This window comes from Flavivirga algicola (assembly GCF_012910715.1).
Taxonomy (GTDB): domain Bacteria; phylum Bacteroidota; class Bacteroidia; order Flavobacteriales; family Flavobacteriaceae; genus Flavivirga; species Flavivirga algicola.
The window spans coordinates 79,436-103,805 of record NZ_JABBHF010000007.1; the positions used below are offsets into that span (position 1 = coordinate 79,436).

Sequence of the window (24,370 nt, forward strand, 5' to 3'; positions counted from 1 at the left end):
ATGAATATAAAACTTATTTACAGAAAAACGACCAAGAATATCTATAGGTTTTACAGCTTAATTATCCCCTTAGTTGTTCTACTATCTTTAGTACAAATTATACTAATTACATTTTATATATATAAATAGTTTCAAATTTCTAAATACTTATGCACACATAAAATAAAACGGAATTCAAACCAAAACCCTAACCTTATATCGTTAACGCCCTATGGAAACAATAACCAACACCATTAATGGCCAGATAGAGTCTCTCATAAATTCCAAAATTTTAACCCAACAGGATTGGAGAAACTTTAAAAACCAATTTACAAAGTTATACCCCAAGTTTTTCATTACACTAAAAATAAAAGGTCTACATCTTACAAACTCAGAAGAACGTTTATTAGCACTAGAGTTTCTAAACCTAAATACTTTTGAAATTGCTGATAAACTAGGAATTTCTAATAGAAGTGTCATAGTAAGCCGCCATAGATTAAGAAAAAAAACAGGCGCTCCTAAAGGTCTGCCAATATTAGAATTTTTAGATAAAAAATAGTCTAAAAGACTTCCAAATTGAACATTTAAAACTCAGATTGTATACTTTTTTGTATACCTGAATTTTATAAAAAAATCGATTAAACGTTATTTTTTTGTGACGAAATGCATTTTTGCTATTTAAAATATAATTTATAGGCTACTCCACAGCCTAGTTACCATTAACAAATAAAAACTCTTAAAACCCAAAATTATGAAACAAATCTACGTTAAAAGAACATATGCAATTTTGAAATCAATGTTTCTTCTTGCTATTATGTTATTAGTCCTTCAATTTAAAACATACGCGCAATGTGGCCCTGGTGAAGATACTGAACCTCCGGTTTTTGCAACTAATTCTGGAGATGGAACTTTGTCTAATCCTTTTGTTAACTTATTACCTAGTACAGTAGGTAGTGTACCTAGTGGCAGGTATTATTTTAAATTTAATGGTAGTACATTTCAAGGAGAACTAGATAATGATACCGATGGAGGCGGCTGGTTAATGATTTTAAATTACGTCCATATTGCTGGAAATAACTCAAATTTACAAGCTCGAAATACAGATTTACCATTGCTAGGATCATCAACTTTGGGTGATAATGAAGCAGGAACATCTAATTGGGGACATTTTGGAAATCAATTGGCTACCGATATTGATTTTGCAGAAATGCGTTTTTATTCAACAACGTCTGGTCATAATAGAATTATTGATTTTAAAACAGATTATATAAATGCTTTAAACTATGTAAAAAGTGGAACAGGATCTTTTGCTGGTTTAAATAATAATGCTACAACTTTGGCAGGACATACAGCTAATATTCCTGTAACAGCCAGTTTAAACGGTTTCTTTGCAGATCAAGGTGATTTTGCATTAACCAACTTCCCTTTTTATGTTGGAGGTCTTAATCATTGGGGAATTCGTGGACTAGGTAATCGTTGGGAAGTTGATGATTTTTCAACAAATTCTTACAATACCATCCACCGTGTTTGGGTTCGTGGAGATTTATCTCCAGTTACTTCTACAGAAATTACCGCTACACTAGATGATAATGGAAATGTTACTATTGCCCCTTCTGATTTTGGAATTATGGCAACCGATAATTGTTCTAATGTAACATTAAGTTTAAGTCAAACAGATTTTGATTGTAGTCATGTTGGAAGTAATACGATTCAATTAACAGCAACAGATGCTTCAAACAACCCTATAAGTATGAATGTTGCAGTTATAGTTGCCGAAAATCCACCAGTGATCACTGTAAACCCTCCTGTACCAGCTACATTTGAGTTAGATGCGGTTAACGGTACATTTACTTTGGCATTAGCAGACCTACAAGCTACAGCAACCGATGATTGTGGGCTACAGAGCTTAACACTTAGCCAAACAGATTTTGATTGTAGCCATATTGGTCTAAACACTGTAACATTAACAGCTACAGATGCTAATGGACATACAAGTACCACCAATGTAGATATTACAATTGCAGATAATACACTGCCAACAGTGCAATGTGTCGCTCCTTTTACAATACTATTAGATACAACTGGTAATGCAAGTATAACAGTTACAGATATTAGTGATGGCTTTTCAGATAATTGTACATCACCTATGGCATCTATAGATATATCTAATTTTGACTGTAGTAACATTGGAGACAATACAGTTACTTTAAGTGTTACAGATACAGCTGGTAATGTTTCTACTTGTTCAACCGTGGTTACTGTAGATGTTGACGCTACAACTTGCCCATCAGATATCATTATAAATAACGCCCCTGGTCAATGTGGCGCTGTGGTTAGCTATCCTGGTTGTAATAACTTAATAGAAGGTTTGCCTAGTGGCAGTTTATTCCCTATAGGTACAACGTTAAATGTTTTTGAATTAACAGACAATAGTGGTGCTACTGTACGATGCAGCTTTTCCGTAACAGTAAATGATAATGAATCACCAATGTTTTCTACAAAAAACACCACTGTAAACTTAGACTCAAATGGTTCTGCTACTATTCAGCCAGAAGATTTAATTACTAAAGCCTTTACTTATGGTATAGATACATCAGGAACATTTGATCCTGTTGATATTTCTGCCACAGGAATAGAGGTTACTTTAAGTGATGATGAAGTAAGTAGCGCGTTACCTATTGGATTCAACTTCACTTTCTATGGTAATGATTATACAGAATTTTATATATCATCTAATGGATTTATAACATTTTCAGATGAAGGAGAAGATGGTTGCTGTAATGGAGAATCGCTTCCTAATTCTGGTGCGCCAAGCAATTTAATAGCTTTTGACTGGACTGATATTAACATTGAAGATGGTGGTACAGTACGTTATGAAACAAGAGGAACAGCACCAAATAGAGTAGTTATTATAGATTTTGATAATGTAGCATATTATGACACATCGCCAGATGCAACAACAAGTCAGGTAAAACTTTTTGAAAGCACTAATATTATTGAAATTCATGGAACAAGTACAAAAGATGCAGGCAATGATAAAACACAAGGTGTAGAGAATATAGATGGTACAGCTGCGGTAGTTGTTCCTGGGCGTAATGAATCTGTATGGTCAACAACCAATGATTATGTGGCTTTTATTCCTCAAGACATTGTAGAAAACTGTTCTGTAGATACTATAACAGCTACCCAAACAACTTTTAATTGTAGTGATTTAGGGGATGTACCAGTTACTATTACTGTAACAGACATTAATGGCAATGCCACACAGCAACCTTTAACAATAACAGTTGCCGACGTTACAGCTCCAGGAATAAACTGTCCAACAAGTCCATTAATTGTTGGCGTAGATGGTAGCGGTTTCTTTACTTTGCCAGATTATGCTTCTGCAACAGACAGTTGCGACTCGAATCCTTTGGTAAGCCAAAATATAACCTCAGGAACCCAATATGTAAATGGAGATAGCATAGACTTAACAATAACGGCTACTGATGCTTCAGGAAATACAGATACTTGTATGTTCACTATTACTGTAGACGCTTCTTTAAGTCTTAATGATGTTAACCTGGATGCATTAAGAATATATCCAAATCCAGCAACTGATACAGTTACTATAGCTAATAATGGAGCTAAGCTTGATAAATTAGAAGTGCTTAATTTAAATGGACAATTATTAATTTCAGAAACGAATAATTTAAAACAAATCGATATCAGTCAGCTTAATACAGGAGTATATTTTGTTAAGTTGCATACAGAATATGGAAGTAAAGTAATGAAACTAATTAAGGAGTGAACCCCCTGAATAGAATATTACGATTTGGTTTTATAAATAGGTTAGTTTATAGCTAAATTGTAATAAAAACAAAAAATCCCGTAAACTAATGTTTCGGGATTTTTTTGTGGTACCTCCAGGAATCGAACCAGGGACACAAGGATTTTCAGTCCTTTGCTCTACCAACTGAGCTAAGGTACCTCGCTAAAGCGGATGCAAATATATATTCATTTTTATAATTACCCAAAGAAAATTATAAAAAATCGCATCCAATAATTTTAGATGTCTGATTAGACATAATATAAAGTTAAATAAAAATATTTATTATACCTCATTTTGTAAATTTACACTTTTAAAAGATTTATGAATTTAATAATAGACGTTGGTAATTCTTATGTGAAACTTGCTGTTTTTAAATTGGGGGCGCTAAAGTATAAAGAAACTATAACCTTAGATTCTGTAATGAAAAGCATAAATCTTTTAAAAGGCAAATACCCTTCAATAAAAAAAGCAATTATTTCTTCGGTAGGAAAGCTAAACAATGAAGATGTTAAAAGGATTAGTGAAGATTTTTACGTTATGATCTTGGATTCTAATGTGAAATTACCGTTTAAAAACTTTTATACTACACCAAATACCTTAGGGGTAGATAGAATAGCATTAGTCTGTGCTTCTGTTGAACAGTTTTCAAATAATAATGTACTCATAATAGATGCAGGAACTTGCATTACTTACGATTTTATAACTATGGCTAATGAATATATGGGAGGCGCCATTTCTCCAGGCCTACGAATGCGTTATAAATCATTAAATAATTTAACGGCAAATTTACCGTTATTAGAGTCAGAAATACCAAAAAGTATCATTGGAGATTCAACAAAAGCATCTATTCACTCGGGGGTTGTACACGGTATTTTAAAAGAAATAGATGGTGTTATTGAAGAATATAATCGAAAATACTCAGATTTAACAGTAATTTTAACAGGAGGTGACGCTAATTTTTTGTCAAAACAATTAAAAAGTAGCATATTTGCCAATTCTAATTTTCTTTTAGAGGGATTGAACTATATTTTACAATTTAACTCAAACGAATGATAAAAAAACTTGTATTAGTTTTTATTGCAGCTTTTGCAATTCACAGTTACGGTCAAGAAGGAACGGCTTCTCCTTATTCTTTTTATGGCATTGGAAGTCTTAAATTTAAAGGTACCGTAGAAAATAGGAGTATGGGAGGATTAAGTATTTATAGCGATAGTATCCACATTAATTTGCGAAATCCAGCCTCTTATGCTGGGAAAAATATGGCAACTTTTAATAATGAAAGTAGACCCATAAAATTTACAGTAGGAGGAAGTCACTCCAGTATCAATTTAAAAAGTGATTCTGAAACAGATAAAACATCCTCGTCTACTTTTGATTACTTAGCTTTAGCTGTGCCAGTAGGTAGGTTTGGTCTTGGCTTTGGTTTAATGCCGTACACATCGGTTGGATACAAATTGGAGTCTTTAAACAATGCTGGAAATATAGAGAATAGATTTAGAGGGCAAGGAGGCCTTAACAAAGCGTTTCTTGGTCTAGGATATCAAATTATGGATGGATTAAGTGTCGGTATTGATGCTCAATATAATTTTGGAAACATTCAGAATAGTACCGTTGAATTTTTGTACGATAGCGATGGGGTACCACTCCAATTACAGTCACGTGAAAATAACAGATCGGATTTAAGTGGTATAAACTTTAATTTTGGACTGTCATACAAAAAGATGATAACAGATAATTTAGAACTTTCTTCGGGCATAACGTATACGCCTGAGAGTAATTTAGTGTCTAAAAACCTGAGGTCGTTTTCTACAATAAGAACATCATCAACAACAGAGCAAGAAATTGTCATTAATACTATAGAAACCGATTTAGAGGCGCTTGGTTTGTTGGAAACCGATTTAATTTTACCATCAAGGTTTTCTATAGGGGCTGGAGTAGGGAAACCAAGGAAATGGTTTGTTGGAGCCGAATATGTTTCTCAAAAAACAAGTAACTTTTCTAACGAATTATATACAAGTACTAGTACTCTTACAACATTTGAGGATGCTTCAACTTTTTCTTTAGGAGGATTTTATATTCCACAATATAATTCTTATACTAGCTTTTTTAAACGAGCTGTTTATCGGGCAGGATTACGTTACGAAAAAACGGGGTTAAATATAAATAACGAATCGATTAATGAGTTTGGCATGTCTTTTGGAGTAGGGTTACCAGTAGGGAATCTTTTATCTAATGTAAATTTAGGTTTTGAAGTTGGTAAACGAGGAACAACTAACAGTGATTTGATTCAAGAGAATTTTTTTAATTTTCGAATAAGTTTATCTTTAAACGATAGATGGTTTCAAAAAAGAAAGTATGACTAATAGCATAAAATTATAATTATGAAAACAAAAATTACATTATTAACTTTATTATTTATTGGCTTAAATATAAGTTTTGCACAACAAGATGAGGAGTGTATGACTAAGCTTTCTATTTTCCATGAGTATGTGAAAGCTAAAAATTATGATGCAGCTTATGAACCATGGATGGCAGTAAGAAATAAGTGTCCAAAATTTAATAATGCAATCTATATTGATGGTGAGAAAATTTTAAATCATAAAATAAAGAAAGCAACTGTTGCTACAGATAAAGTAAATTATATCAATGACTTATTAAAGCTTTGGGAGCAGAGAGCCATGTATTTTGCAAGCAAAACCAAAAAAGGAGAATATGCAGCAAAAGCATGCCAATTGATGTATGATAACAGAAAAGTATTAAATAAAACAAAGGAAGAACTTTATGAGTGTTATGATGCTGCTTATAAACTAGATAAGGCTACTTTTACAAACCCAAAAAGCTTATACACTTATTTTTCTTTAATGGTAGATTTATACGATGCTAAAAAGAAACCAGCAAAAGATTTATTTAACAAGTATGATGATGTTGTAGAGAAAGTTGAAGAAGAGGTTAAGAACTACTCAGAAAAATTGAATAAGCTTATCGAGAAAGAAGATGCAGGCACTGCATTAACTAAAAAAGAAGGTAAATTTAAAAAGTTCTATGAGAGTTATTTAAAAGCTTATGATCAAATTTCTGGAAGTATTGACCAGAAACTAGGGGATAGAGCGAATTGCGAAAATTTAATTCCTTTATATAAGAAAGATTTTGAAGCTCATAAAAATGATGCAGTTTGGTTACAAAGAGCAGCTGGGAAAATGTCTGAGAAAGATTGTACGGATGACCCATTATTCTTCGACTTAGTCAATGCATACCATAAGTTAAGTCCATCAGCAAATTCTGCTTATTATTTAGGAATATTAAAAGACAAACAAAAGAAATCTAACGAGGCTATTAAGTTCTATGAGCAAGCAATTAGCTTAGAAACAGATAAATTTAAAAAAGCAAAACTTTATAATAGAATTGCTTTAAAGCTGAAAGCAAAACACAGATATGGTAAGGCTAGAAATTATTTCAGACAAGCATTAAAGTTAAACCCATCGAATGGGCGTCCTTACCTATCTATAGCTGCAATGTATGCTGCTAGTGCAAATAACTGTGGCGATTCTAATTTTAACAAAAGAGCTGTATATTGGTTGGCTGCAAAAGAGGCAAGAAAAGCTGCTCGTGTAGACCCTACGCAAAAGAAAAACTCAGCTAAATCGGTAGCCAATTATGAGGCCAAAGCACCACAAAAATCTGAAATATTTAGCTCAGGAAGATCTGGTGAGGTTATAAAAATTGGTTGTTGGATTGGAGCTTCAGTTACAGTGCCAAAGATTTAATGAACAAAAAAAACAAATACAATATATTCATAGTCACAGTAATAATTACTGTGACTATGTTTTTTTCATGCAGTGACAACTTTAAACAGGTTCAAAAAATTGGCGTTTCAGAAAATGAACCTATTGGAATTGCAGAGCACATAAATTTAAAATATACAGACTCAGGCCGTGTTACGGCTAATCTTTTAAGCGCTAAAATGCTCGATTATTCGAATAGGGATTTCCCCTTTAACGAGTTTACAGGAGGTATCACACTGTATGTGTATGATGAAGAAAATAGAAAAAGTACTATAGTTTCAGATTATGCTATTGTATATAATAACACAGACCTTATAGACTTACAAGGCAATGTGATTATTACAACACACGATGGTAATGTGTTAAAGACAGAACAGTTGTATTACGACCAAAAAAAGGAATGGCTGTTTACAAATGTCCCAGTTACATTTACCACCAAACAAGATGTTATTAAGGGTAATGGTTTCGACTCTAATCAGAAATTTACAAATGCTGAAGTACTTGAGGTAACAGGCATTATTTCACTTGACGAATAACCAATTCTTTCCAGATTTCTTTCCCGATTTTACTATCTTTGTTTTAATTAACGATTCATATATCTATGAAATATTCTAAGATTTTTCAATATGCCTATTTGGTTTTTGCAGCCCTATTTTTATATGATGCCATAGCAAAGTATTTAAACGCAAGCGAAATTGCTTATCCATCCATATTACTGGCTGCCTTAGCTATTTTTATGTTTTTCTTTAGGAGAAAGTTTAGCAAAAAGTTTGAAAATAAAGAGAATTCAAACTAAATGAGTATTTATGCCATTATAATAATTACATCATTAATACTTTCTGCCTTTTTCTCAGGTATGGAGATTGCATATGTGTCTTCAAATAAAATTCATATTGAAATTGAAAAAAAGCAGGAAGGTATCTTTGCCAAAGTTTTAAGAAAACTAACTGCTAAACCTTCAAAGTTTATAGCAACCATGCTAATAGGCAATAATATAGCATTGGTTGTTTACGGTTTTTTTATGGGAGACATGTTAGTGAAATGGTTTCAAACCATACTGCCAACATCGTATAGCTTTTTAAATTACATGCTTACCGAGTTAAGCTTATTCTCCCAAACTGTAATATCTACATTTATTATCTTAATAACTGCAGAATTTTTGCCCAAGGTATTTTTCCAAATCTATTCAAATACATTAATTAAAATCTTGGCAATTCCAGCCTATGCATTTTATGTCTTATTTACTTTTATTTCCGATTTTGTTATTTGGATATCCGATTTTGTGCTTAAACGCTTTTTTAAAACAAAAGGCGATCAGATACAATTAGCATTTACAAAAGTAGAACTTGGCAATTATATAAGCGAACAAATGGAATCTGTTGAAGCGCATGAAGAGGTTGATACAGAAATCCAGATTTTTCAGAATGCCCTTGAGTTTTCTGAAGTAAAAGCAAGAGAAGTTATGGTGCCCCGTACAGAAATTATAGCTGTGGAAATTAACGACTCTATTAAATCACTTAATACATTGTTTACAGAAAGTGGATGTACTAAAGTATTGGTCTATAAAGAAACTATGGACGATATTTTGGGGTATGTGCACTCTTTCGAATTATTTAAAAAACCAAAGAGCATTAAATCTATGATGCTACCTGTTGAGTTTGTGCCAGAAACCGTGCTGATAAAAGATGTATTGGGTGTGCTTACAAAAAAGCGTAGGAGTATGGCGGTTGTTTTAGACGAATATGGAGGAACCTCGGGTATTATGACCGTTGAAGATATTGTTGAAGAACTGTTTGGAGAAATTGAAGATGAACACGATACCGTAGATTTAATTGAAGAAGTTGTCAATGAGTCCACATATAAGTTTTCGGCACGTTTAGAGGTTGACTATATTAATGAAACATATAAAATAAACTTACCTGAGAGTGAGAATTATGAAACGCTAGGAGGGCTCATAGTCAATCATACCGAGGAGATTCCTGCCCAAAATGATATTGTTAAAATTGACACGTTTCAGTTTACAATTTTAGAAGTATCAAATACTAAAATTGATATGGTAGAACTTAAACATTTGGAGGAGGATTGATTTGATTAGAACTGCTCAAAGCTTTTAATAGGAGTTCCATATATATGGCATTCCTCTTAAAGCAGGAATCTTGAAACTTAATACAATTAATGCACCTTTCTACTTTTATTATTAAATAGAAAATGGTATTTTCGCGCACGATATTTTGTCAATTATTGTTAAATTGACAACCAACTTAACAAGTTAGATCCTTGAAACGGATTTTAAAAATTTAAATTACAAATGGCAGTTTTAAATAAGATTAGACAACGTTCACTATTTTTAATATTAATAATAGCAATGGCGTTATTTTCTTTTGTATTAGCAGATTTATTTAAAAACAGTGATGCACTTACTTCAAAATCACAAAATATAGTTGCTACTATAAACGGAAAAGATATTACGCGTGAAGACTTTATGCTAAAAGTGGAGGCGGCGCAAAGGCAGGCTGGTCCTAATGCGACTAATACACAGGTAATGAATAGTGTATGGGAGCAAGAGGTTAGACAAGCGGTCATGCAAACACAATACGATGAATTGGGAATTTCTGTCGAAAAAGACCAAATGCGTGATTTGCTTAAAACATCATTGGCAACAAGTCCAGAGTTTTTGAACGAAGCGGGGCTTTTTGATGAGAATAAATTAAACGAATACATTGCTAATTTAAAAGAAACTTCAAAGGAAGGATATGCTGGTTGGGTTAACTACGAAAAATCTGTTGCAGCAAGAGGTTTGCAGCAAAATTATTTCAACTTGGTTAAAGCAGGTTTAACAGGAACTTTAGCAGAAGGTGAATTAGAGCATAAATTAGAAGGCAATAAAGTAGATATTAAATTTGTTCAAGTATCTTATGCATCGATTCAAGATAGTATAGTTACGGTTTCTAAATCTGAAATATCAGACTATATCAATAAAAACAAGAAAGAATACGAAGTAGAGGCATCTAGAGATATTAAATTTGTACAGTTTAATGAAGTCGCATCTGTTGAAGATGAAAATGCGATTAAAGCAGACCTTAATGTTTTCTTGAATGGGAGGTTTGTTGATGAGACTGGGAGAAAAGATACCATTGTTGCTTTTTCAAAAGTTAAGGATAATGAAGATTATATTAATGTAAATTCAGATATTAAATTCGACAATCGTTTTGTGTTTAAATCAGGTTTGCCAACGGTAGTTGCTGATACGCTTTATAAGCTTGACGAAGGTGGTGTTTATGGTCCATATAAAGATAATGGCTATTTTAAGCTTTCTAAGGTAGTTGCTGTTAAACAAATTCCAGATTCAGTAAAAGTAAGACACATTTTAATTCCTTTTACAGGGTCTCGAAGTGCAACTCCAGAGGTGACACAAACTGAAGCCGAAGCAAAAGTGACTGCAGATAGTTTGTTAGCGGTTATTAAGTCTGACCGTTCTAAATTTCCAGAATTGGTAAAAGAGTTTTCTACAGATAAAGGAAGCTTAGAAAAAGAAGGTCGTTACGATTGGCATCCATACAATACGATGGTACCAGAGTTTAATGATTTTGAATTTGAAGGAAAAACAGGAGATTTAGGTGTTGTTAAAACAGTCTTTGGATTCCATGTCATTGAGATTGAAGGGCAGACAGATAAAGTAAAAGCAGTGCAAGTAGGTACTATAGCTAGAAAGATTGAACCATCTGAAGCGACTACAGCAAAAGTATTTAGAGATGCTTCTAACTTTGAAATTAAAGCAGGAGAAGGCGATTTTGAGGCTTTAGCAAAAGAAGGAAGTTATGCAGTACGTCCAGTCAATGGGATTAAAGTTTTAGATGAAAATATACCTGGTATTGGAAATCAAAGACCAATTGTACGTTGGGCTTTTGAAGAAGATGCAGAAGTTGGAGCTGTTAAACGCTTTAATATTCCTAATGGTTATGTGATTGCACAGTTAGTAGCGCAGCACAAAGCAGGTTTAATGTCTGTAGAAGATGCTACTGCAAAAGTATTGCCTCTAATTAGAAAAGAGAAGAAAGCTAAAATGATAAGAGACAGAGTGTCTGCTAAAACACTTGAGGATTTAGCAGCTGCCGAAAATACAACGGTAAGATCTGCATCTGCAATAAATATGAAGAGTCCAACGATTTCTGGGGCGGGAAGAGAACCTATAGTTGTGGGAGCTGCTTTTGGATTAAAAGAAGGAGAAACTTCAAAATTAATTGATGGTGAAAATGGTGTTTACATGATTCAAGTTACTAAGGCAACACCAGCAGTAAAACTTGATAATTATCAAGCCGCAGCGAATAGAGTAGAGCAGCAAAAAATAAATATTGTGAACTCTAAACTATATAACGCTTTAAAAGAAGCTGCAGAGATTGAAGATAATAGAGCTAAAACTCAGGTTCAGTAAGCAGAACTAAAAGAAATAAAATTTAAAAAGGTCTCGTTTTTACGGGGCCTTTTTCGTTTTATAATAACACCATATCGGTATAACGGATGACAGTTTTATACCCCTTTTGATTGAAATAAGGCATTGGGTTTTCTTTAGAAGCCACCAAGATAAAATCGCCTCCCCAAGCGCCTAGGCTTTTAATGCTACCCTTAAAATCATTAAATAAAAGTGTTTTAATGGTTCGCTGTTTAGTTAGTTTAGAAATAATATCTTCATGTTGTGTTATTAGCGACTCAAAGTCTTCTAAAGAATTAGAAGCTATTATTTGAGAAGAGATCGTATTGATGTCCTTAATATAGGAGTGTAAATTACCTTTATTGGCATTGTAATGTTTAATCCCGTCTCGACTATTCTGTTTTTTATTTAAGTAAACAAAATATAAATGACCTTTAAATGAAGGGTTGAAATCTATAGGTTTAACTAATGGCTGGCTGTTTTCTAATTGATACGTAATGGGCGTGTTGTGTTGCGCACAGGCAATATCATAACCACTACCTCCAAAGGTCATTTTTAGTAATTTATAAGCATCAACAGAAGCCCATTGAGCTATATTATTTATTAATGTGGAAGAAGTGCCCAATCCCCAATGTCTGGGGAAATCTAATTTGGTGTTTATTTTATAACCTCTGTCTTCATTTAGAAAATCTGAATTAAGCTGTTTTGCGGCATTCAAGATTTGAATAAGCCTTTCCGAAACAGTATTGTCATTTTTAACAGCAAGAGAAATTCCATTATTAGTGATGTTAAAAATTGTTTCAAACCAAATGGCTCCATTTTCATCTAAGCTTTTCCAAGAAATAACAGGCTTGTCAATTGGCTCTATATCTAAAGATTGCCCATATTTTGTAGGAACAGCTAATGATAGGGCACCATCAAGAACAGCATATTCTCCTGTGAGTAAAAGTTTTCCGTTACTGTAACTTCGACTACGCTCAGTTACCAATTGGCTTTGTTTGTTTTTAGTATCGTTTTCGATGGCTGAGCGTAGTCGAAGCCACTCTTTATAATGGCTGTCATTCATACACTCTGCATATTTTTTTAATTCATTAAAATTTCCTTTTATTAAAGCTAGTTTTTTCTTTCTGCTCCAACCTTGAATTTGCTTTTCTTTATAGAAAGCATCATCTATTCTTAGAAATTCTTGAACATATACTAGCTTTACTGGAAGTCTTTTTTTTGTATGATTTGCACCGCTACCATTTTGGTGTTCATCTAATCTTTTATCCAAATTTATTGTGCTACCTGTATAAAAAGTACCATCAGAACATTCTAATATATATACAAAACCCTTGGGCATAATATTTATCTTGTTATAACTGTAATTATGTTAACCTTTCACTCTTAACTTATTAATAGCCTCAACAACGGCACTATGTGTTACCGTATTTGTTTTAAAATGCTCAGTAATTACCTGTTTTTCCTCGTTACTGGCTTCAAACTGATTAAGGATATTCATTAAATGCATTTTCATATGCCCCTGTTGAATACCTGTAGTTGTAAGCGAGCGAAGTGCTGCAAAATTTTGAGCTAAGCCTGCTACCGCCACAATTTGCATAAGTTCTTTAGCAGATGGTTTGTGTAATAATTCTAAAGCTAATTTAACTAAAGGGTGTAAGCCTGTAAGTCCCCCAACAGTACCTAAAGCCAAAGGAATTTCTATCCAAAAGGAAAACAGGCCGTTTTCAACTTTGGCATGCGTTAAACTGCTGTATTTTCCATGTCTTGATGCATATGCGTGTACACCAGCTTCAACGGCTCTAAAATCGTTCCCTGTTGCTAAAACAACGGCATCAATACCATTCATAATACCTTTGTTATGCGTCACGGCACGATAAGGTTCTACTTCAGCAATATTGACAGCTTGAATAAACTTATCGGCAAAAGCTTCCCCAGAAACCGAGTCATTTTCACTTAAATCTTCTACTTTGCAACTCACCTCTGCTCGTACTAAACAATCAGGGACATAATTGGATAATATACTCATCACGATGTCTATCTGCTTTTCTTCGGTAGAAAAAGCACCAAACATTAAAGCTTCACTCTTAAAAGTTTTAGCAAACTGCTCTAAACAAGAATTTATAAAATTAGCTCCCATGGCATCTAGCGTTTCAAAAGAAGCATGGAGCTGATAATAATTGCCTATGTCGTTTGTTTTATTACGTAGCTCAATGTCTATAATGCCCCCACCGCGCTTTTCCATGTTTGCGGTAATCACTTTAGAATCCTGAATGAGTTTCGGCTTTACGTCTCTAAAAAATCGTTTTAATTTTTCAAAATCACCTTTATAAATAAAGTGAACCTGGCCAATTTTAGTCGTAGAAATGATGCGCGTTTTAAATCCGCCACGCTCTAACCAAAATTTTGCTGCTTTACTGGCAGCAGCAACTACCGAACTTTCTTCAATAGCCATAGGGATGGTGTACAACTTATCGTTGATTAAAAAATTAGGTGCAACACCAAGTGGTAAATAATAGTTGGTTATCGTATTTTCAATAAATTCGTCGTGAAGCTGTTGTAGTTTTTCGTCGGTATTCCAATATTGTTTTAAAACACGTTTGGCATCTTCTGTATTAGAGAAATAAGTTTCAACAATCCAATCAATTTTTTTAGATTTAGATAGCTTAGAAAAACCAGCAATAGATTTACTCATAAAATGTTAATTTACAATACAAAGATACTACTCTTGGTATGAATATTGAACGCTTGAATTCAAGTGAGGTCATTTAAGTGTTAATAATGACGGTTTTTTGCAGAATTTTTAGTAAACTTGACATCCTTTTATGAAATAAACACTTTTTTTAATGAAATACCTAAAATTGTCTTTTTGCATTTGTTTTTTTACAACAATTTTTATAGCAGCTCAGACAAAAGAAATTACTCTAAAATCCATTTGGAATGGTTCTTTTAGAACAGAAAGAATGGATGTGTTGCATTCTATGGCTAACGGACAACAATATTCTGTTTTAAACTTCGACAGGTACTCACGAACAACAACTATTGATATTTATGATTATAAAACTTTGACAAAAGTTAAAACCTTAGTGAATTCGAAATCACTGGAGGGCATACAATACTTTACCGATTATGCCTTTAGTGAGGATGAAAATAAAGTGATTTTGGCAACCAATGAATCCTCAATTTTTCGCCGTTCTACTTTAGGAAACTATTATGTTTACAATGTTAATGATGCATCTTTAACTTTAATTGACGAAGATAAAATTCAAGAACCAACTTTTTCGCCGGATGGAAATAAAATCGCTTTTGCTAAGCGTAATAATTTATACGTAAAAGATCTGTTGCTGGATACGACGACTCAAATAACTTTCGATGGGGAAAAGAATACTATAATCAATGGAATAACAGATTGGGTTTACGAAGAAGAATTTGCATTTGTTCGTGCTTTCGAGTGGAATACTACAAGCGATAAACTAGCATTTATACGATTTGATGAAACGAAGGTGCCAGAATTCTCAATGGATGTTTATGGTGAAGGCCTTTATCAGACACAACAAGTATTTAAGTACCCAAAAGCAGGAGAAGCTAACTCCTTAGTCTCATTGCACATCCATAATTTGAGTACTAAAGCAACAAAAGAGGTTAAAGTAGATAAAACGTATAATGATTTTTATATTCCGCGTATTGAATGGACCAACGATTCGGATATTTTGAGTGCACATTATATGAACAGGCACCAAAACGAATTGGATTTATGGATGATAAATGCTAAGAATAATACAGCAAATTTAGTATTAGCCGAAAAAGATGCTGCTTATATTGATGTTACAGATAACCTAACCTTTTTAAAGGATAACAGTTTTATCTGGACGAGTGAGAAAGATGGATTTAATCATATATATCATTATGATAAAAATGGAAAACTTATAAATCAGATAACCAAAGGAAATTGGGAGATTACCGACTATTATGGATATGATGAAAAAACGAATAGAATTTTTTATCAATCCGTTGAAAATGGTTCCATAAATAGAGACGTATACTCGATTAAACTAAATGGACGTAATAAAACAAGATTAACAAAAAGTAAGGGTACCAACAAAGCTGCTTTCAGTGCCGATTTCTCCTATTTCATCAATACTTTTTCAAGTGCTTCTACACCGCCAGAATATACTTTAAATAGTGCAGCTTCAGGAAATTTAATAAAAAGTATAAAAGATAATGATGTCTTGTCGCAAAAGCTTTTAGACTATAAAACATCAAAGAAGGAATTCAGTACCATTCAAATAAATGGAAATGATCTTAATATGTGGATGATAAAACCAGCCAATTTTGATGCCTCAAAGCAATATCCGTTATTTATGACCCAATATTCTGGACCAGGCTCGCAATCTGTTTCAAATAAATGGCATAGTGCGAACGATTATTGGTATCAGCATTTGGCACAACAAGGCTATATAGTTGCATGTGTCGATGGGCGGGGGACTGGCTTAAAAGGTGCTGCGTTTAAAAAAGTGACTCAAAACGAATTGGGAAAGTATGAAGTAGAGGATCAAATCGCAGCAGCAAAACAATTGGGTGAACGCCCGTATATTGATGCATCCAGAATAGGTATTTGGGGATGGAGTTATGGTGGGTTTATGAGTAGTAATTGCTTGTTTAAAGGAAATGATGTATTTAAAATGGCTATTGCAGTGGCTCCAGTTAGTAGTTGGCGTTTTTACGATACCATTTATACAGAACGCTATATGACAACACCTCAGGAAAATGCTGGTGGTTATGATGATAATTCACCTATAAATCATGTCGATAAATTAAAAGGAGATTTTTTACTGGTACATGGGTCTGGTGATGATAATGTACATTTACAAAACACCATGCGCCTGGCAGAAGCATTGATTCAGGCAGATAAGCAATTCGATTGGGCAGTATACCCAGATAAGAATCATGGAATTTATGGAGGAAATACCAGATTGCATCTGTATAAAAAAATGACAAATTTTATCAATGATAAGCTTGGTGATAAAATAAAAAAGCAAAAAGAAGAGGAAATAGAAAAAATAAAAATTAAAGGATAAATTAACTAATTGTAAATTATGGCGGCTACTGTAATAAAACCACATCAAAAAGAGCTATTTGGACAACCAATAGGCTTGTATATTTTATTTTTAACTGAAATGTGGGAACGTTTTTCCTATTATGGAATGCGAGCCTTATTGGTATTATATATGACCACCCAAACGATTGGAGATGATAGAGGTGCAGGTTTAGGTTGGACAGATAAAGAAGCTCTGGCTTTATATGGTTGGTATACGATGTTGGTTTACGTTATGTCAATTCCAGGAGGTATGATAGCAGATAAATTGATTGGTCAAAAAAAAGCAGTACTAATCGGAGCTATTATTTTATGCTTAGGACATGGTGTTTTAGTACTTACAGATATTTGGGCTTTCTATACAGGGTTAGGGTTAGTTATTTTGGGAGTAGGTTTGTTAAAACCAAATATTTCAACTATGGTTGGAGGATTATACAAAGAAGGTGATATAAGAAGAGATAAGGGATTTAGCATTTTTTATATTGGAATTAATCTAGGTTCCTTATTAGCTACTATGACTGTTGGTTTAGTGGTTGCACAATGGGGATGGCATGCAGGTTTTGGACTTGCTGGTATTGTTATGGTTTTAGGGTTGATAAATTATTTAATTGGACAAAAGTATCTAACAGAAGTAGGAAATTTTATTTCAACTAAAAATGATGAAAATGAAGTCTCTTATGGAAAACTATATTCTAAGTTATTCAGTTCACCAAAACAGTTATTGTTTGCAGGAATTCTTTTAGCTGCTTCTATTGTTGGATGGTACACAATGGATTGGGGATATGGTTTGTTGTTTTTATTCTTAACTGCAATAGCATCATTATTAATGATGATCTATAAGGAGTTAGATACTCAAATTTTTAAAGATCGTTTTATGGTACTACTGTTATCATTTATAATGGTAATCATATTTTGGGGAGCTTTCGAACAAGCAGGCGGATTAATGAATTTGTATACAGATACTAAGACAGATAGGATGTTGTTTGGTTGGGAAGTACCTACAGTAATGTTTCAAAGTTTGAATGCAGGTTTTATAATATTATTTGCGACATTGATAGCTAGTATATGGGCAAAACGTAAATTAAAAGGTAAAGAGGCTTCATCATTATTTAAAATGGCATTGGGTATTATAATTATGGGTTTTGGTTTTTTGTTTATGGTATTTGCGGCTATGGAATTTGATAAGTCAGGAACCTCTAGCATGATATGGTTAGTATTGGCCTATCTTTTTCACACAATTGGAGAACTTTGTATTTCTCCAGTTGCGCTCTCGTTTATCACAAAATTAGCCCCCGTAAAATACGCTTCTTTGATGATGGGAGTCTATTTTGCTGCTACTGGTTTAGGTAATAAAGTAGCGGGAATTGTTGGTGAGTCGGCTTCAGAGTTTGGAGAACTTACTATATTTTCAGGAATAGTGATTTTTACAGTGATTATAGGGCTTCTTTTTATTATGATTTTAAAACCTTTAAAAAGGCTAACGCACGGTGTTGAAGAAAGTGAAAGGATTTTAAAAAATGAAGAAGCAGAAGGTTTTGAATTAGCAGATAATTAAAATATAAGATTATGAATGAAAACTCAACCGACCAATTTTTTAAGAGTACTGTATTAGGGCATCCGTCTGGGCTATTTGTATTGTTTTTTACCGAGATGTGGGAGCGTTTTTCCTATTATGGTATGCGAGCATTACTAGTACTTTTTTTAACAGCTTCATTATTAGATGAAGGTTGGGGGTGGCCCCGTGAACATGCCATGGCTTTGTTTGGCTCTTATGTAGGTTTAGTGTATCTCTCTACTATGATGGGTGGATATTTTGCTGATAAAGTTATAGGGTTCCGTTGGGCAGTTGTTGTTGGAGCCTTGTTAATGACTCTAGGACATGCATCTATGGCAGTTGAAACACAATGGTCTATATATTTAGGACTTGGACTCTTGGTTATTGGTAATGGTTTTTTTAAGCCAAATATGACCTCTATTGTTTCAGAAATGTATAAAGACAGACCCGAAAAAAAGGATGGCGCTTATACTATTTTTTACATGGGAGTTAATGCAGGAGCATTTTTAGGCATTTTACTATGTGGGTATTTGGGCGAAAAAGTGGGTTGGAGTCTTGGCTTTGGACTGGCTGGGATTTTTATGTTTTTTGGGTTAATTCAGTTTTGGTTAGCACAAAATATTTTTGGTAATATAGGATTGAAGCCTAAAAAAGATGATGCAAATTCAATAGAAGCTTTAGATAATGATAAGCGCGTTCCTTTTACTACTTGGCAACTTGGATTAATATTATTAATGGTTACTTTAGGCTTATTATGGATCATTAATGCGCCTGCAACTACAATTTCTAAGGGTAAATTTAATATCTTTTCTTTTCTGGGAGAAAATGGCAATAATACAGCCATTTTAATAGCTTTGGTACTGTTTATTATATTGTTGGTTTATAGATTTACGCAGTATTCTAAAATTACAAGAGATAAATTGATAGCTGTTACCTTTTTTGCGCTCTTATCTGTGTTCTTTTGGGCTATTTTTGAACAGTCACCAGGAACACTTACAATATTTGCTAAAGATTATACAGATAGAACATTAGATGGTACTTCTGCAAATATTTTTAGAATTGTAAATGCAGCGATGACTCTTATTCCACTTGGAATTATTACTTGGGTTTTATATTTGCTGTTTAAGCAAACTTTTGGAAAATATAAATGGTCAAACATAACTTTAAGTTTAAGTTTTTTAATAGTTTGGTCAATAGCTATCTGGATGCTTTTAGATCAATTAAAAGATGATAATTTAGAAGTGCCAGCTTCATGGTTTAGTGTTTTAAATTCCTTGTTTATTATAACTTTAGCTCCGTTGTTCTCTAAATGGTGGGAAAGTCAATACAATCCTTCAGCCAATATGAAGTATGGAATAGGTATGTTGTTATTAGGTTTAGGTATGGCTTGTGTGGCCTTTGGAGCTATGGGGATAGAACCTGGAGCAAAAACAGCTTCAGTGAGTATGATATGGTTAATTCTGGTTTACTTATTTCATACTATGGGAGAACTATGTATATCGCCAGTAGGGTTGTCTTATGTGAGTAAGTTAGTGCCAGCTCGAATGATAGCCTTCATGTTTGGAGTATGGTATTTGGCTATTGCCATTGGAATGAAGGGGGCTGGAGTATTTGGAGAGAACGTTGATAAGATAGCTAACGAAAACGGAATTAGTTACTTTTTCTGGATTTTAACAATCGTTTCTTTAGTTGCAGCTTTCTTTTCTATTGTAATGACTCCCATCATAAAAAAGCTCATGCACGGTGTCCGTTAATCGAAAAACTACATGAAATAATATTCAAAATGCTCCAGATTTGGGGCATTTTTTGTAAGTTCGGTATAGGTTTTGCAACAAACATGAATATGAAGAAAACAATTTATATACTTTTAATAAGCATTTTTACAACTGTATTTGCCAGTGCTCAGGAGTTAACTTGGCATACCGATATGGGAAAAGCATCAGAATTTGCTATAAAAGAAAAAAAGCCCCTGCTCATGTTTTTTACGGGATCAGATTGGTGCGGTTGGTGCATACGTTTACAAAAAGAAGTATTCCAAACGAATGAATTTAAAAAATGGGCTAATGAAAATGTCGTTCTTGTAGAATTGGATTTTCCGAAAAGAGTGCCACAAGATGATAATATCAAAGCTCAGAACCGTCAACTACAAAGTATGTTTAAAGTAAGAGGATATCCTACAATTTGGTTTGTTAATCCAGAAATGAATTCCGAAAAACAAATAAATTTAACCAGTCTGGGAAAAACAGGCTATGTGTCGGGAGGACCAGCTAAATGGATAGATCAGGCAACATCAATGTTGTAGAAAAAGCAATAAAATTTGAACAGATGAAAAAGGGATTACTATTATTGGCTGTTTTTACAACAGTTTTAACAAATGCTCAAAAAATTAATTGGGTGACTTTTGAAGAAGCAGTAGCGCTTCAAAAAGAAACACCTAAAAAAATTATGATAGATGTTTACACGAATTGGTGCGGGCCATGTAAGCTTCTAGACAAAAGGACATTTCATAATAAAGACGTCGTTGAATATGTGAACGAAAACTATTATGCTGTAAAATTTAATGCTGAAGGTGATGAGAAAATCAATTATAAAGGAAAAACATTTTCAAACCCTAATTATAATCCTGCAAAAGTGAATACACGTAATTCTGCACATGAGTTGTCTCGTTATTTTCAAATACAGGCGTATCCAACCATTGTTTTTTTAGATGAAAAAGGCGATGTGATAGCCCCAATAAAAGGCTTTCAAACACCACCGCAATTAGAACTGTATTTAAAAATGTTTTATAAAGACGATCATAAAGCCATAGATACTCAAGAAAAGTTTAATGTTTACTATAAAGCTTTTAAACCTGAATTTAAGAGTTGAAGAATGAAATTTAAAAGTTTCATTTAAAATTGTTATTCCAGAGAGGTCTGGAATCTTTATCAAAAAAACTAATATCGAATAATAAAAGCGCCTTTTTTGCCTGTTTGATGAAAGGGGGTTCCTCTTTTTTTACAAATAGTTTCCCAGTATCTTATATAAGATTTGTAGTTACTTCCGTCTGCAATAATGTATTTAGGATTTATTGAATCAATTAACCTATCCAGGTTTATTTTTGGGGATTGCCTTAGCAATATATAATCAGGTTCAAATAATTTTATATTGTAAACCCCCAAGCTATCAATAACCAAAAGCTTTTTCTTATTAAGAAGATAAAGGTGCTGTAATGAATCTGTTTCAATAATATCAATATGGTTACCGATAGCATAGTTTTTAATAATGTTATTTGTTTTAGATAGACTATCAAAATCTTGAGCCACCCCCATTTTATTATACAGGGTATTTGCAATAAGGCTATGTCTGTTTTTATGAAAAACAATAAACTCATTTGTAGGTTTATTGTAATTCGTGTAAATAGCAGCACCTTGAAAGATTGCCACAGCAATGAGCAAATATTTTAGACGATAGTAATGCCATTTTTTAAGAAGCTTTATTAAGCAAATAATAACAAGATATGAGGCTAAAACATATAAAAAGCTAAAAGCAATATCTTTAAATAAAAATGATTCTTGTCTTGAAACCCAATTAATAAAACGATTCATGAAGCCAATAATATAACCGTAAGTGTCTGCTATAAACTGAGGAAGTATATTTAAAACAGCTAATAGCATAACAAGTATCCCGAAACCTAAAATAAACCCCAAAAAGGGAACGATTACCAGATTAGATATAAAAAACAAACTTGGAAATTGATGAAAATAATAAAGGCTTATAGGTATGATTCCTAATTGAGCAGAAAGTGTAACTGTAAATGTATGCCAATAAAAATCGACGATTTTGTATTTTGGTTTCCATCGTTTGTATATAAGCGGGTCTACAATAACAATAGAAAAAACAGCCAAATAGCTTAACTGAAAACCAATATCGAACAAAAGCAGGGGTTTAAAAAGCAATATTATAAACATAGATATTGCCAGCGTGTTATATATATTAGTCGGTCTTTTTAGATTTATGGCTACAGCTACAATGCTAAACATGGTAACAGCTCTGGTCACAGATGCCGATAACCCAGCAATAAGTGCAAAACACCATAAAAAAACAACCAATAATACCGTTTTTACTAGCTTTCCATATTTAAAGCTTTCCATGGGTTTGAGGGCCAAGCTTAAAATGATTAAAAGAATACCCACATGTAAACCAGACACGGCTAGAATATGTACCGCCCCAGCGTTTATATAGCTTTTATATACAGAATCGCTGATGTCTTGCCGTTGTCCCAATAATAAAGCATTGATTATCGCAAGTTCATCAGAATTAAAATGATATAGTTTTAATTTTGAGTTGATATATTCTCGAATGTTGTTAGCAAGACCTGAGAGAGAATGTGTATTCGAATTTACTTTAAAAAGAGATCGATTAGAAGCAAATAACTGATGATAAATATATTTTTTCTCTAAGTAAGCTTTATAATCGAACTGATGTGGGTTTGACGGAAGGGCTAAATTGCTAAAAACTGTTTTGCTTACAATGATATCGTCAACTTTTAAAAAGGTTGTTACTGAATCTTTTTTAATATTTAAAAGCGACTTTCCCTTTACGTTGCGTCCATCAATATCTAATAGATCTATGATGTATTTGTCATGAAATTTTCCAGGCTTTAAAACGTCTCTAATTTTAAATGTAATCCTTTTTAAGGAATCATTTTTTATTGAAACTTGATTCGTATAATGATTAGAAAAATTTTTTTCATTATGAAGGTTAACCGTTAGTAAACCAATACTAATCATTGCTAAAAAGGAAGAAACACCAAACCAACTGGTTTTTATAAATTGGTTTTTGGCAACAAAATATAATACTAATAAAATTGCAAAAAAGGAGACCATTATACATAAAGATGCATTCAATGGAATGTTAAACAAATAACCAAGAAATATACCTAAGACGAGGCAAACCGTTAATTTGATTATTGTAAAGTTAAGCAATTGCATAAATTTGCAATATACGAAATAACTTACAATATTCTACGCGCTTGAATGAATGCTGATTTCCAATATTTTTCAGAAAGTTTAGAAACAATAACGCCTCTACTGCTCGTGGCATGAATAAAGGCAATGTCTCCAGATTTAGATTTTATAACCAAACCAACATGATTGATGTTATTGCGCCTGCTTTTACCCGTTTTAAAGAAAAGCAAATCACCTTCTTGAGCTTTTTTTAATGAAATTTCATGTCCCTTTTTTGCTATATCTCTAGATATTCTTGGTAAAAAAATATCATGCGCTCTAAAAGATTCAAAAACTAATCCAGAGCAATCCATTCCAGATTTTGTTGTACCTCCCCATTTATAGCGAACACCTTTAAATTGTTTAGCATAATTAACAATGTTGTCGGCTTTAGATGTTTTTTTGGGGGTAGCAGTTGTTTTCGTTTTATGAGTATCGGTTTTTTTTCTGCTAATTACTGTTGTAGGAGCTTGTTTTTTGCTTTTAGTTCTCTTCGAAGATTTACAGCTGGCTAAACTTATAAATATTAAAAGAATTATGATTGCTCTATGCATAAATTAAAATAAAGTAGGTTTGGGTTACTAAGTGTAAATTTATGATAAAATAAGATACAAATACTTTTTATTTTAGAGAAGAGATTTTATCAAATTTGGCTTTGCTATCTTTTTTAGTTGATTTTCAATGAATAAAAAATCGATTCGTCTTATCGAAAAATAATCTTAACGTACTAT

Annotated in this window: 18 protein-coding genes and 1 tRNA gene; 14 read left to right on the forward strand and 5 right to left on the reverse strand. The window is 33.0% G+C overall.

Going from position 1 to position 24,370, the window contains the following annotated elements:
• Positions 1 to 211: 211 nt before the first annotated feature.
• Both HHX25_RS12925 and HHX25_RS12930 read left to right on the forward strand, forming a co-directional pair.
• A complete protein-coding gene (locus tag HHX25_RS12925; protein WP_169674148.1) occupies positions 212 to 538 on the forward strand; it encodes a helix-turn-helix transcriptional regulator in 327 nt (108 codons plus the stop codon).
• Positions 539 to 730: 192 nt separating this feature from the next.
• Complete coding sequence (locus HHX25_RS12930; protein WP_169674151.1) at positions 731 to 3,769, forward strand: HYR domain-containing protein; 3,039 nt, start codon at positions 731 to 733, stop codon at positions 3,767 to 3,769.
• A gap of 107 nt (positions 3,770 to 3,876) precedes the next feature.
• Here HHX25_RS12930 and HHX25_RS12935 read toward each other — a convergent pair.
• A tRNA-Phe gene (locus HHX25_RS12935) sits at positions 3,877 to 3,949 on the reverse strand.
• A 162-nt stretch (positions 3,950 to 4,111) separates the two neighbouring features.
• On the opposite strand from HHX25_RS12935, the gene HHX25_RS12940 reads away from it, so the two are divergent.
• From HHX25_RS12940 to HHX25_RS12970, 7 genes are all read left to right on the forward strand, one after another.
• Positions 4,112 to 4,843 carry a type III pantothenate kinase gene (locus HHX25_RS12940; protein WP_169674154.1) on the forward strand — a complete coding sequence of 244 codons (732 nt, stop codon included), beginning with the start codon at positions 4,112 to 4,114 and terminating at the stop codon, positions 4,841 to 4,843.
• Positions 4,840 to 6,153, forward strand: a complete 1,314-nt coding sequence (locus HHX25_RS12945) for a hypothetical protein (RefSeq protein ID WP_169674157.1) — start codon at positions 4,840 to 4,842, stop codon at positions 6,151 to 6,153. The genes HHX25_RS12940 and HHX25_RS12945 overlap by 4 nt, the downstream gene beginning before the upstream one ends.
• A gap of 18 nt (positions 6,154 to 6,171) precedes the next feature.
• Positions 6,172 to 7,554 carry a tetratricopeptide repeat protein gene (locus tag HHX25_RS12950; protein ID WP_169674160.1) on the forward strand — a complete coding sequence of 461 codons (1,383 nt, stop codon included), beginning with the start codon at positions 6,172 to 6,174 and terminating at the stop codon, positions 7,552 to 7,554.
• Positions 7,554 to 8,108 (forward strand): LPS export ABC transporter periplasmic protein LptC, encoded by a 555-nt coding sequence (lptC, locus tag HHX25_RS12955; RefSeq protein WP_169674163.1) that lies wholly within the window; start codon positions 7,554 to 7,556, stop codon positions 8,106 to 8,108. The genes HHX25_RS12950 and lptC overlap by 1 nt, the downstream gene beginning before the upstream one ends.
• A 65-nt stretch (positions 8,109 to 8,173) precedes the next feature.
• A complete protein-coding gene (locus HHX25_RS12960; protein WP_169674166.1) occupies positions 8,174 to 8,368 on the forward strand; it encodes a hypothetical protein in 195 nt (64 codons plus the stop codon).
• Positions 8,369 to 9,658, forward strand: coding sequence for a hemolysin family protein (locus HHX25_RS12965; RefSeq protein ID WP_169674168.1), 1,290 nt, complete (start codon positions 8,369 to 8,371; stop codon positions 9,656 to 9,658).
• Between the two features lie 222 nt (positions 9,659 to 9,880).
• Entirely contained in the window at positions 9,881 to 12,004 is a 2,124-nt protein-coding gene (locus HHX25_RS12970; RefSeq protein WP_169674170.1) for a peptidylprolyl isomerase, read from the forward strand.
• A 58-nt stretch (positions 12,005 to 12,062) separates the two neighbouring features.
• Here HHX25_RS12970 and HHX25_RS12975 read toward each other — a convergent pair whose 3' ends face one another.
• Both HHX25_RS12975 and HHX25_RS12985 read right to left on the reverse strand, forming a co-directional pair.
• Positions 12,063 to 13,343: a GYDIA family GHMP kinase gene (locus tag HHX25_RS12975; protein WP_205958042.1), complete on the reverse strand. Its 1,281-nt coding sequence runs from the start codon at positions 13,341 to 13,343 to the stop codon at positions 12,063 to 12,065.
• A 30-nt stretch (positions 13,344 to 13,373) separates the two neighbouring features.
• Positions 13,374 to 14,696 carry a hydroxymethylglutaryl-CoA reductase, degradative gene (locus HHX25_RS12985; protein ID WP_169674173.1) on the reverse strand — a complete coding sequence of 441 codons (1,323 nt, stop codon included), beginning with the start codon at positions 14,694 to 14,696 and terminating at the stop codon, positions 13,374 to 13,376.
• Between the two features lie 151 nt (positions 14,697 to 14,847).
• Between HHX25_RS12985 and HHX25_RS12990 the strand changes: the two genes are divergently transcribed.
• The 5 genes from HHX25_RS12990 (at position 14,848) to HHX25_RS13010 (ending at position 21,519) form a co-directional block, all read left to right on the forward strand.
• Entirely contained in the window at positions 14,848 to 17,079 is a 2,232-nt protein-coding gene (locus tag HHX25_RS12990; RefSeq protein ID WP_169674176.1) for a S9 family peptidase, read from the forward strand.
• A gap of 18 nt (positions 17,080 to 17,097) precedes the next feature.
• Positions 17,098 to 18,651 (forward strand): peptide MFS transporter, encoded by a 1,554-nt coding sequence (locus tag HHX25_RS12995; protein ID WP_169674179.1) that lies wholly within the window; start codon positions 17,098 to 17,100, stop codon positions 18,649 to 18,651.
• 11 nt (positions 18,652 to 18,662) lie between these two features.
• Positions 18,663 to 20,405: a peptide MFS transporter gene (locus HHX25_RS13000; RefSeq protein WP_169674182.1), complete on the forward strand. Its 1,743-nt coding sequence runs from the start codon at positions 18,663 to 18,665 to the stop codon at positions 20,403 to 20,405.
• A gap of 89 nt (positions 20,406 to 20,494) precedes the next feature.
• Positions 20,495 to 20,953 (forward strand): thioredoxin family protein, encoded by a 459-nt coding sequence (locus HHX25_RS13005; RefSeq protein ID WP_169674185.1) that lies wholly within the window; start codon positions 20,495 to 20,497, stop codon positions 20,951 to 20,953.
• A 23-nt stretch (positions 20,954 to 20,976) separates the two neighbouring features.
• On the forward strand, positions 20,977 to 21,519 hold the full coding sequence (locus HHX25_RS13010) for a thioredoxin family protein (protein ID WP_169674188.1): 543 nt from the start codon (positions 20,977 to 20,979) through the stop codon (positions 21,517 to 21,519).
• 68 nt (positions 21,520 to 21,587) lie between these two features.
• On the opposite strand, the gene HHX25_RS13015 is transcribed toward HHX25_RS13010, so the two are convergent.
• Complete coding sequence (locus HHX25_RS13015) at positions 21,588 to 23,540, reverse strand: ComEC/Rec2 family competence protein (RefSeq protein ID WP_240964531.1); 1,953 nt, start codon at positions 23,538 to 23,540, stop codon at positions 21,588 to 21,590.
• A gap of 107 nt (positions 23,541 to 23,647) precedes the next feature.
• Positions 23,648 to 24,193, reverse strand: a complete 546-nt coding sequence (locus HHX25_RS13020) for a C40 family peptidase (protein ID WP_169674194.1) — start codon at positions 24,191 to 24,193, stop codon at positions 23,648 to 23,650.
• Positions 24,194 to 24,370 lie beyond the last annotated feature (177 nt).

Coding starts and splice junctions, on each gene's coding strand:
- HHX25_RS12925 (WP_169674148.1), top strand. CDS start 212: ATGGAAACAATAACCAACACCATTAATGGCCAGATAGAGTCTCTCATA.
- HHX25_RS12930 (WP_169674151.1), top strand. CDS start 731: ATGAAACAAATCTACGTTAAAAGAACATATGCAATTTTGAAATCAATG.
- HHX25_RS12940 (WP_169674154.1), top strand. CDS start 4,112: ATGAATTTAATAATAGACGTTGGTAATTCTTATGTGAAACTTGCTGTT.
- HHX25_RS12945 (WP_169674157.1), top strand. CDS start 4,840: ATGATAAAAAAACTTGTATTAGTTTTTATTGCAGCTTTTGCAATTCAC.
- HHX25_RS12950 (WP_169674160.1), top strand. CDS start 6,172: ATGAAAACAAAAATTACATTATTAACTTTATTATTTATTGGCTTAAAT.
- lptC (WP_169674163.1), top strand. CDS start 7,554: ATGAACAAAAAAAACAAATACAATATATTCATAGTCACAGTAATAATT.
- HHX25_RS12960 (WP_169674166.1), top strand. CDS start 8,174: ATGAAATATTCTAAGATTTTTCAATATGCCTATTTGGTTTTTGCAGCC.
- HHX25_RS12965 (WP_169674168.1), top strand. CDS start 8,369: ATGAGTATTTATGCCATTATAATAATTACATCATTAATACTTTCTGCC.
- HHX25_RS12970 (WP_169674170.1), top strand. CDS start 9,881: ATGGCAGTTTTAAATAAGATTAGACAACGTTCACTATTTTTAATATTA.
- HHX25_RS12975 (WP_205958042.1), bottom strand. CDS start 13,343: ATGCCCAAGGGTTTTGTATATATATTAGAATGTTCTGATGGTACTTTT.
- HHX25_RS12985 (WP_169674173.1), bottom strand. CDS start 14,696: ATGAGTAAATCTATTGCTGGTTTTTCTAAGCTATCTAAATCTAAAAAA.
- HHX25_RS12990 (WP_169674176.1), top strand. CDS start 14,848: ATGAAATACCTAAAATTGTCTTTTTGCATTTGTTTTTTTACAACAATT.
- HHX25_RS12995 (WP_169674179.1), top strand. CDS start 17,098: ATGGCGGCTACTGTAATAAAACCACATCAAAAAGAGCTATTTGGACAA.
- HHX25_RS13000 (WP_169674182.1), top strand. CDS start 18,663: ATGAATGAAAACTCAACCGACCAATTTTTTAAGAGTACTGTATTAGGG.
- HHX25_RS13005 (WP_169674185.1), top strand. CDS start 20,495: ATGAAGAAAACAATTTATATACTTTTAATAAGCATTTTTACAACTGTA.
- HHX25_RS13010 (WP_169674188.1), top strand. CDS start 20,977: ATGAAAAAGGGATTACTATTATTGGCTGTTTTTACAACAGTTTTAACA.
- HHX25_RS13020 (WP_169674194.1), bottom strand. CDS start 24,193: ATGCATAGAGCAATCATAATTCTTTTAATATTTATAAGTTTAGCCAGC.